Annotated in this window: 9 protein-coding genes; 1 reads left to right on the top strand and 8 read right to left on the bottom strand. The window is 51.2% G+C overall.

The window, feature by feature from the left end:
• From HKN79_07905 to HKN79_07870, 8 genes are all read right to left on the bottom strand, one after another.
• Positions 1 to 362, bottom strand: a 362-nt coding sequence (locus HKN79_07905; GenBank protein NNC83485.1) for a polyprenyl synthetase family protein, incomplete at its 3' end; no start/stop codon positions are given.
• A gap of 76 nt (positions 363 to 438) precedes the next feature.
• Positions 439 to 1,011 carry a hypothetical protein gene (locus HKN79_07900; GenBank protein NNC83484.1) on the bottom strand — a complete coding sequence of 191 codons (573 nt, stop codon included), beginning with the start codon at positions 1,009 to 1,011 and terminating at the stop codon, positions 439 to 441.
• A 55-nt stretch (positions 1,012 to 1,066) separates the two neighbouring features.
• On the bottom strand, positions 1,067 to 2,116 hold the full coding sequence (rlmN, locus tag HKN79_07895) for a 23S rRNA (adenine(2503)-C(2))-methyltransferase RlmN (protein ID NNC83483.1): 1,050 nt from the start codon (positions 2,114 to 2,116) through the stop codon (positions 1,067 to 1,069).
• A gap of 74 nt (positions 2,117 to 2,190) precedes the next feature.
• Positions 2,191 to 3,243, bottom strand: a complete 1,053-nt coding sequence (queA, locus tag HKN79_07890; protein NNC83482.1) for a tRNA preQ1(34) S-adenosylmethionine ribosyltransferase-isomerase QueA — start codon at positions 3,241 to 3,243, stop codon at positions 2,191 to 2,193.
• Positions 3,244 to 3,308: 65 nt separating this feature from the next.
• Positions 3,309 to 3,992 (bottom strand): tRNA pseudouridine(55) synthase TruB, encoded by a 684-nt coding sequence (gene truB / locus HKN79_07885; protein NNC83481.1) that lies wholly within the window; start codon positions 3,990 to 3,992, stop codon positions 3,309 to 3,311.
• Positions 3,993 to 4,036: 44 nt separating this feature from the next.
• The gene (locus tag HKN79_07880; protein ID NNC83480.1) at positions 4,037 to 4,825 is read right to left on the bottom strand and encodes an undecaprenyl-diphosphate phosphatase; all 789 of its coding nucleotides are present in this window, start codon (positions 4,823 to 4,825) and stop codon (positions 4,037 to 4,039) included.
• Positions 4,826 to 4,919: 94 nt separating this feature from the next.
• Positions 4,920 to 5,165 carry a DUF3098 domain-containing protein gene (locus HKN79_07875; protein ID NNC83479.1) on the bottom strand — a complete coding sequence of 82 codons (246 nt, stop codon included), beginning with the start codon at positions 5,163 to 5,165 and terminating at the stop codon, positions 4,920 to 4,922.
• Between the two features lie 10 nt (positions 5,166 to 5,175).
• Positions 5,176 to 6,054, bottom strand: a complete 879-nt coding sequence (locus tag HKN79_07870) for a cell division protein FtsX (GenBank protein ID NNC83478.1) — start codon at positions 6,052 to 6,054, stop codon at positions 5,176 to 5,178.
• A gap of 157 nt (positions 6,055 to 6,211) precedes the next feature.
• On the opposite strand from HKN79_07870, the gene HKN79_07865 reads away from it, so the two are divergent.
• Complete coding sequence (locus HKN79_07865; protein ID NNC83477.1) at positions 6,212 to 9,022, top strand: leucine--tRNA ligase; 2,811 nt, start codon at positions 6,212 to 6,214, stop codon at positions 9,020 to 9,022.
• Positions 9,023 to 9,144 lie beyond the last annotated feature (122 nt).

The raw sequence follows: 9,144 nt of genomic DNA, 5'->3' as shown, positions 1-9,144 counted from the left end.
ATCCTCAGCAATTGGAACTGCCCTTGCTCTACAGAAAGCAAGAGTCCACGAGATAATAGGTAGTCCCCCACCAGTACGGCTATCTTGTTCTTCCACAAGGCATTGAGAGAGAAGAATCCCCTGCGCTGATTGGCATCATCCACCACATCATCGTGCACCAAGGTGGCGGTATGCAGTAATTCGATCAAGCTAGCTGCCGTGTAAGATGCCTCTGTCACACCTCCCGCGGCTTTGGCCGAGAGGAATACGAACATCGGACGGAGTTGCTTGCCTTTGCGCTTGACGATAAAGTGGGTGATCCGGTCCAGCAGGGGAGTGCTCGACTTCATGGACGCGCGGAAACGCTCTTCGAAGAGCACCATCTCCTCCGCAATGGGAGCCTTTATCTGATCCACCACCGACACAGGCGGTGAAGGTATGTCATAAAGGACTCGCTTATCAGAATCGGTAGCCGAAGTTGAGACGGAGCATACCGCTCACAGTCGGGTCGGCATTAAAGGAACTCCCGTAGTCCGGATCGACACGATTCACATAGTTCACACCGAATCCGCCTTCCAGACCTAGATAGACTTCCTCATCGATCATAACATTCAGTCCATTGATCAACATGAATCCGAATTGGAGCACGGTACGCTCCGGGTCAATATAAATACTGAAATGATCGTAGTAATAGTAGTCATCGTCCTTTGCATACGTCAAAAGGAACATGGGACTGATGCTATAGGTCACGCCAGATTCATGCCCTGAGGGATAGAATTTCAGTCCAAGACCTGCTTGTAGCATCTCATCCACCAGTCCTGCGGCCAAGGGTACCGAAAGGGATACCTTATCATTGAAATAATTCTCATAGGCCAATCCCAGTCCGATGTCTCCGATGTAGTCCGAACCATAGAGACTCATGGGTGAGATGGTCACCAGGTGTTTACCATATGTGGCTTCTTCTGAGTCCTCTTGGGCCATCATCACAGAAGTGCCGAAGAGCAGAGCGAGTAGGAGGGTGTACTTTCTCATGGGATAGAAATTATGATATGCTGAATAACGCAAAAGCCTCTCTAAATCGTGTGTATCAATTCTTATTGGCCAATTGCCCACAGGCGGCATCGATGTCCCTTCCTCGGCTTCTTCTGACCTTGGCTATAACACCCCGGTCTTCTAGAAAAGCCGCAAAACGGTCCACTTGGTCGGCATCAGCTCTTTTGAAGGAATCACCTTCCACCTCATTGTATTCGATGATATTGACCTTGCTGGCAGGTACTCGCTTACAAAAGGCCAAGAGCTCTTTAGCATCATCGATCGAATCGTTGAAGCCTTTGAAGATGATGTACTCGAAGGTGACCTTCTTACCGGTACGCCCGTGATAGTATCGCAATGACTTGGCGAGGATATCCAGATTATTGGTCTCGTTGATGGCCATGATGCTGTCCCTCTTAGCATCATTGGCCGCATGCAGGCTGAGTGCAAGATTGACCTTCACCTCATCATCTGCCATCTTCTCGATCATCTTAGCAATACCGGCCGTAGAGATGGTGAGCCTGCGCGGGCTCATATTCAGTCCGCTCTCAGAAGTGATGTGCTTGACTGATTCCATGGTGTTCTTATAGTTGAGCAAGGGTTCGCCCATTCCCATGTAGACGATATTGGTCAGTCCTCGTCCATAGTGGGTCCTGGCCTCTTGATCGATGGCCACGACCTGATCGTATATCTCGCTGTACCCCAGATTGCGCATACGCTTGAGCTTCCCCGTAGCACAGAATTCACAGGCCAGACTACATCCGACCTGAGTGGAGATACAGGCAGTGAGACGTTTCTCGGTAGGGATCAGCACTCCTTCCACCATATTGCCATCACTGAGTTTGAAAGCGTACTTACGCGTGCCATCCTCACTGGTCTGTGTCTGGTCTATGCTCAATTCCTTGATGATGAAATGCTCTGTGAGCTTCTCCCTGAGCTCTTTAGAAAGATTGGTCATGGCATCGAAATCCTTGGCCGATTTCTGCCACAGCCACTGGTGGACCTGATCGGCCCGATACCTGGGCTCTCCCAGATCTGCAAAGAAGGCCCTGACCTCTTCTTTGTCCAAACTACGTATGTCGGTCTTCGTTGCTGTTGACATCATCTAAAGATATCGCCTATTAAACAAAAAAAGAGGCAGGACCAGCCTGCCTCCAAGATCTTGATGTGCCGCTGTGATCAGATAATGAGCATCGCGTCCCCATAGGAGAGGAATCGATAGTCTTCTTTGACTGCCACTTTGTAGGCTTTCATCACATGGTCATACCCTCCAAATGCTGAGACCATCATCAGCAAGGTACTACCTGGCATATGGAAATTGGTGATCATGCTATCTGCAATGGAGAACTCATAGGGTGGATAGATGTACTTGTTGGTCCATCCGGCATAGGGCTTCAGACGTCCATCCGTACTCACAGAACTTTCAATGGCACGCATGGAGGTGGTACCTACTGCACATACCCTTCGCTTCTGATCCTGTGCACTGGAGACCATGTTGGCCGCTGCATCAGGGATGATGATCTGCTCTGAATCCATCTTGTGCTTGGTGATATCCTCGACCTCTACCGGGCGGAAGGTTCCCAGTCCGACATGCAATGTCAGATTGGCGAAATCGATTCCCTTGATCTCCAAGCGTTTCAGCAACTCTCTGCTGAAGTGCAATCCGGCCGTAGGTGCAGCCACAGCTCCTTCTTCTTGCGAGTATATGGTCTGATAGCGTTCAATGTCGATCTCCTCGGCCTCACGTCCGATGTATCTTGGAATGGGCATCTCGCCATAGGAGAATAGCTTCTCTCTGAATTCCTCGTAGGTCCCATCGAATAGGAACCTGAGGGTCCTGCCGCGGGAGGTCGTGTTGTCGATGACCTCTGCCACGAGCTCATTGTCTTCGTCACCGAAGTAGAGCTTGTTACCGATACGGATCTTCCTCGCAGGGTCGACCAGTACATCCCAAAGGAGGCTTTCTTTATTGAGCTCCCTGAGCAGGAAAACCTCGATACGGGCATCGGTCTTCTCCTTATTCCCGTACATGCGGGCAGGAAAGACCTTGGTGTTGTTCATGATCATCACATCACCCTCCTCGAAATAGTCGAGAATATCCTTGAACATCTTGTGTTCGATCTTGCCATCCTCCTTGTGGAGTACCATCAATCGGGACTCGTCCCGATTGTCTACAGGATAAGCGGCAATTTTTTCTTTTGGGAGATTGTATTTGAACTGGGATAATTTCATGGATCCGTATTAGTGACTTCTTCTCGAAAAAACGGCTGCGAAGTTAGTGTTCTAGACCCGCATTTTCAAATAGAGGCCTCAGAGTGAAGGCTTTGGACGAAATCCTCTATCTGAACAGCATCCTCTACCCTGTACGGGCCGCTCTGGGTTCTCCGCAGTGAAGAGAGATATCCCCCTGAATCCAGGGCCTTACCGATATCGTGTGCTAAAGAGCGGATGTAAGTGCCTTTGCTACAGACCACCCGGAACTCCAACTCCGGTAAGGAAAAAGCGGTGAGCTCCAAGCTATCGATGTGAATGGGACAAGGCGCCAATTCGACCGCAGTCCCTTTACGGGCTGATTCATAGGCTCGTTTACCTGCCACTTGTTTAGCGGAATAGATAGGGGGCTGCTGCATCTGGTCTCCGATGAAGCCCTTGAACACAGACTCGACCATCTCCCGTGTGATGTGCTCATAGGGATATTCCTTGTCGATCTCGGTCTCCATGTCATAAGAAGGGCGGGTCGCGCCCAAGGTGATGGTCCCCGTATACTCCTTCTCCTGCGACATGAACTCTATGGCCCTTTTGGTATATCTACCAGCACATAGGATGAGCAATCCGGTGGCCAGAGGGTCCAGCGTGCCTGCATGTCCGATCTTGTATCGCTTGACCCCGAGATGATGCCGTATGGCCCAACGGAACTTGCTGACCACATTGAATGAAGTCCACTCCAGAGGCTTGTCTACCAATATGGCTGCACCGGACATGAAGTCGACCTCATGGAGTTTGTCCAGGTCCTTATTTGTGAGGATCACATCTGTGTCCATAGGATGGCTGCTAGTCCGACCAAGAAACAATAGATGGAGAACCAGCTCAGTTTAGCGCGTTTGACCAGAGCGATCATCCAGGTACAAGCAAAGTAGCCGGTGACAAAGGCTGCGACAAAACCCGCAGATATGGCCAATAGATCGACATCGGGTTCTACAAAGGCTCCGTCCAATACGTCTTTGGCCATCTTACCGAGGATAAGGGGCACTACCATCAGGAAAGAGAAACGGGCCGCCCTCCCGCGGTCTATTCCTAATAATACCGAAGTGCTGATGGTCGCTCCTGAACGGGAGATGCCCGGCAGGATGGCAATGGCTTGGGAAATACCTATGATCAGCGCATGGAGGTAGGAGACCTCCTTCTCGGTCCGTTTGGCCCGGTCGGCCAAGAAGAGTAGCAGCCCTGTGATGATGAGCATGAATCCCACAAGAAGGATATTGCCTGAGAATAGCAGTTCTATTGCATCCTCGTAGACCAATCCTACAAAGGCTGCTGGGATCATGGAAAGAATGATCTTCAAGGCGAAGGCGCTCTCTTCGTTCTTCTTGAATTTGAAAAGCCCTTTGAATATCTGGGCCACATCCTTTTTGAATACAAGTACCGTAGCAAGAGCAGTTGCTCCGTGCAAAGTGACGGTCATCAGCAGATTCTCCTCTCCTGTCTCATGGCCTAGAATGGCATTGGCCAGTTCAAGGTGGCCGCTGCTGCTCACCGGTAGGAATTCTGTCAGTCCCTGGATGATTCCCAGAATGATGGCTTCTATCAGGCTCATTAAGGGATGGTGTTAGTTGTAAGGTTCGATGGATTCAGAGATGTCGTGGCATACTGTATGAACGCGTCTTTCCAACACATTCTTCAGGGGACTCTCAAGCCTCCCCTTTGGGCTTCTTCATGATCGCATAGATGATGAACATGTAGCCGGCCATCACCGTGATAGGTGCGAGGGTGATCCTTCTGAAGCTGAATACCTCGGGGTTATAGACATTGGGGTCCTCACTTTTTCCACCCATCATCAGGACGAAACCGATAAGAACGATGAGCACACCGATGATGATCAATCGATAATTCTGTTTGTCCATGGAGAATTGCTCCTTGTTTTCCTTGTCTGCCATTGTCTTGCGCTCAATAAAGGTCGTCCAATTTCATCCGAATATAGCGGTTCACCGCAAAGAAGGTCGAGATGAATGCGATGAAGATGCCTAGTGCGGCTGTGAGTCCGAAGAGTTTTAAGAAGGTCACTCGGTCCTGTAGCTCATAGATATCGGGTACTTCTTGACGTGCCAGATAGATCACCCCGGCCAACAGTCCCATGGCCACCACCGATGCAAGCACTCCTTGTATCACTCCTTGCCATAGGAAGGGGCGCTGGATGAATCCCCGTGTGGCCCCTACCAGTTGCATACTCCGTATCAGAAATCTCTTGGAGTACATGGCCAGTCGTATGGTGTTATTGATCAAGGCGATCGCGATGAAGAGCAGGATGGCACTGAACCCGATGAGCACCAGGCTGATCTTCTGCATATTGTCATTGACCTTGGCGATCAGATCAGGGCTATAGACGACCTCCTTGACGGATGAATTGCTTTCCAACCCGCTCACGATCCATTGGATGCTGTCCGGGTGCGCATAATCGGCCTTGAGATTGAGTTCGATGGTATTTGGGATGGGATTCACCCCGTCCAAGAAATCGATGAAATCCTCCCCCAGCTCTTCTTGGAGCTCCTTGGCGGCTTGTTCCTTGGTCTTGAGCACAGCGCTTTTGGAGTAGTCACTGGCATCGATGGTCTTTTGCAGTTTGGAGACGGTCACGTCCTTGGCGTCATCATTCAGATAGACCTGGAAGCGGATATTCTCCTTGACATGTGTACCCAGCTTCTGTGCGTTCAATAGGATCAACCCCAGACTCCCTAACATGAAGAGTACCAAGGCGATACCGATCACGGTGGTAAGGTACGAACCGCGCATTCTGCGCTTAGCTATCTTATCTCTCTGCTTGGCCATGGACCGTGGGCGAAAGTAAAGAAATCACCCCCCGAGCAGGAGCGTGTTCTGTTGATCATTGTTAACGGCCGCTTATGGACAGATATTCTTCCTAGAACCCATGCAATTCCTTGAGCTAAAAGCCTCTACCTTCGCACTCCGATTTCGAATTCAAGCCATGCCCTACGATTTTCAGCGCATAGAACAAGAAGCCCAGCAGAAGTGGAAGGACCAGCAGGTCTACAAGGTCACTGAAGACCCCAGCAAGGAGAAGTGCTACGTACTCGATATGTTCCCCTACCCGAGCGGTGCGGGCCTGCACGTAGGTCACCCACTGGGATATATCGCTTCTGATATCTATGCACGCTACAAGCGGCATCAGGGCTTCAATGTCCTGCACCCGATGGGCTATGATTCATTCGGTCTTCCAGCCGAACAATATGCTATCCAGACCGGACAACATCCTGCTGTGACCACCGAGAAGAATATCAACCGATACCGCGAGCAACTCGACCGTATCGGATTCTCCTTCGATTGGAGTCGGGAAGTGCGCACCTCGGACCCGGATTATTACCGATGGACGCAGTGGATAGTCAAACAGATATTCAATGCCTGGTACAACAAGGAGACCGACCGTGCAGAGCACATAGAGACCTTGGTCGCCAAATTCAATGACAACGGGAATTTCAATGTAGATGCGGCCATCGAGGAGAACTGGTGGGAGGAACTCCCGGTAGAGAAATACGGTTTCCCTTTCGGTGAACACTTTGCCGGCACCTTCACAGCTACCGACTGGCAATCGATGACAGCCGAACAGCAACAGGTCATTCTCTCTTATTACCGCCTTACCTATCTGGATGATGCCATGGTCAACTGGTGCCCGGCACTTGGTACCGTGCTGGCCAATGATGAGATAAAGGACGGCCTCTCCGAGCGGGGTGGTCATCCCGTAGTGCAGAAGCGCATGAAGCAGTGGATGATGCGCATCACCGCCTATGCCGACAAGCTTTTGAACGGACTGGATGAGATCGACTGGAGCGATGCCCTCAAAGAGCAGCAGCGCAACTGGATCGGACGCTCAGAAGGGGCGATGGTCAAATTCCAGATCAAAGGAACAGATGAAGAGATACAGGTCTTCACCACCCGACCCGATACCATATTCGGAGTGAGCTTCATGGTGCTGGCCCCTGAGCATGAATTGGTCTCAAAGATCACCTCTTCCGATCAGCGGATCGCTGTTGAATCCTATGTGGCTCAAGCGGCCAAGAAGAGCGAACGCGACCGTCAGGCCAACGTGAAAGAGATCAGCGGTGAGTTCACCGGAGCATATGTGATCCATCCCTTCACCGGGGAGGACATCCCTGTGTGGATCGCTGATTACGTCCTTGCCGGCTACGGCACAGGGGCGGTCATGGCCGTGCCTGCCGGTGATGAGCGGGACCATGCCTTTGCCCAGCATTTCAAAGGCCAGCTGCACATCAAACCCATCTTCGAGAACGTGGATGTGAGCGAAGAAGCATGTGCAGACAAAGAGGCCAAACTCATCCATTCGGGATTCCTGAACGGTATGGATGCCCATAAGGCCATACCTGCCGTGATCGAGGAGATGGAGCAGAAAGGTATCGGCTGGGGAAAGGTCAATTTCAGACTGAGGGATGCCGTATTCAGCCGTCAGCGATTCTGGGGAGAACCCTTTCCGGTCTATTATGAGAACGATGTGGCCTATCTCACTCCGGATGATGTAGTGGAGCTTCCCCCGGTCGATCGATACCTGCCTACCGAGGAAGGTGAGCCGCCCCTGGCCCGGGCAGAGCGTGCCGATTGGAAAGTCTTTCACGGAGAGCGTATGGATTACAATACCATGCCCGGGTGGGCTGGCAGCTCTTGGTATTTCCTACGCTATATGGACCCTCATAATGAGGAGGAGTTCTGTGCGAAGGAGAAGATGGACTACTGGGGCCAGGTGGATCTGTACATGGGTGGAGCCGAGCACGCGACCGGTCACCTTCTCTATAGCCGATTCTGGTGCCATATCCTTTATGACCTGGGTCTGGTGCCCTTCCATGAGCCTTTCAAGAAATTGATCAATCAGGGGATGATCCAAGGTGTGTCGAGTTTTGTATATCGAGTGAATGGAACGAATCGATTTGTGTCCAAGGGCTTGAAGGATGAGCATGAGGCTACAGCCATCCATGCTGATATCAGTCTGGTCGACAATGGCGTCTTGGATGTGGATGGATTCAGAGCATGGCGACCTGAATTCAAGGATGCGGAATTCGTTCTGGAAGATGGTGAATACAACTGCGGGACCGAGGTCGAGAAGATGTCCAAATCCAAGTACAATGTCATCAACCCGGATGAGCTGTGCGATCGCTATGGAGCGGATACCTTGCGCTGCTATGAGATGTTCCTCGGGCCTATCGAGCAGCACAAGCCTTGGGATACCAATGGCATAACCGGAGTACATAATTTCTTGCGCAAACTTTCCCGCCTCTTCGAGAATCTAGAAGATGGCGAAGGCAACAAGGACAACTTGAAGAGTCTGCATAAGACCATCAAGAAGGTCAAAGAGGACATCGAGCGCTACAGTTTCAATACCGTGGTATCTGCCCTGATGATCTGTGTGAATGAACTGACCGAACAGAAGTGTTACAAGCGCTCTGTACTGGAGCCTTTGGTCATCCTACTGGCGCCTTATGCTCCACACTTGGCAGAAGAGCTCTGGGGCAATGTGCTTGGAAAGGAAGGATCAGTGGTGGAAGCCGCATGGCCCGAGCACAATCCGGAATACCTGACCGAAGACACCTTCGAGTATCCGGTCAGTTTCAATGGGAAGATGCGATTCAAGATGGAATTCTCAGTGGATCTCACTCCTGCCGAGATAGAGGCAGAGGTCTTGGCTGCTGAGGCCAGCGCCAAATACCTAGAAGGCAAGACCCCCAAGAAGGTCATCGTGGTCCCCAAGCGGATCGTGAATGTGGTGGTTTGATACTCAATTCTCCCTCCCCCGCCCCTTGGGCACCCCATCGATGAGGGAGATAGTGATAGTTATGCGCTTCTTCCCACTTCTCTCATTAGCTGCCGGATCAGGAATCAGACGCAGGTCTATAT

Source organism: Flavobacteriales bacterium (assembly GCA_013001705.1).
Lineage (GTDB): Bacteria > Bacteroidota > Bacteroidia > Flavobacteriales_D > JABDKJ01 > JABDLZ01.
The sequence above is the reverse complement of the archived record's forward strand: the minus strand, read 5'-3'. Positions and strand labels throughout refer to the sequence as shown.

Bases quoted from the DNA above. Each gene is read 5' to 3' on its own strand.
- HKN79_07875 (NNC83479.1), bottom strand. From the start codon at position 5,165: ATGGCAGACAAGGAAAACAAGGAGCAATTCTCCATGGACAAACAGAAT.
- queA (NNC83482.1), bottom strand. From the start codon at position 3,243: ATGAAATTATCCCAGTTCAAATACAATCTCCCAAAAGAAAAAATTGCC.
- HKN79_07865 (NNC83477.1), top strand. From the start codon at position 6,212: ATGCCCTACGATTTTCAGCGCATAGAACAAGAAGCCCAGCAGAAGTGG.
- HKN79_07880 (NNC83480.1), bottom strand. From the start codon at position 4,825: ATGAGCCTGATAGAAGCCATCATTCTGGGAATCATCCAGGGACTGACA.
- truB (NNC83481.1), bottom strand. From the start codon at position 3,992: ATGTCCGGTGCAGCCATATTGGTAGACAAGCCTCTGGAGTGGACTTCA.
- HKN79_07870 (NNC83478.1), bottom strand. From the start codon at position 6,054: ATGGCCAAGCAGAGAGATAAGATAGCTAAGCGCAGAATGCGCGGTTCG.
- rlmN (NNC83483.1), bottom strand. From the start codon at position 2,116: ATGATGTCAACAGCAACGAAGACCGACATACGTAGTTTGGACAAAGAA.
- HKN79_07900 (NNC83484.1), bottom strand. From the start codon at position 1,011: ATGAGAAAGTACACCCTCCTACTCGCTCTGCTCTTCGGCACTTCTGTG.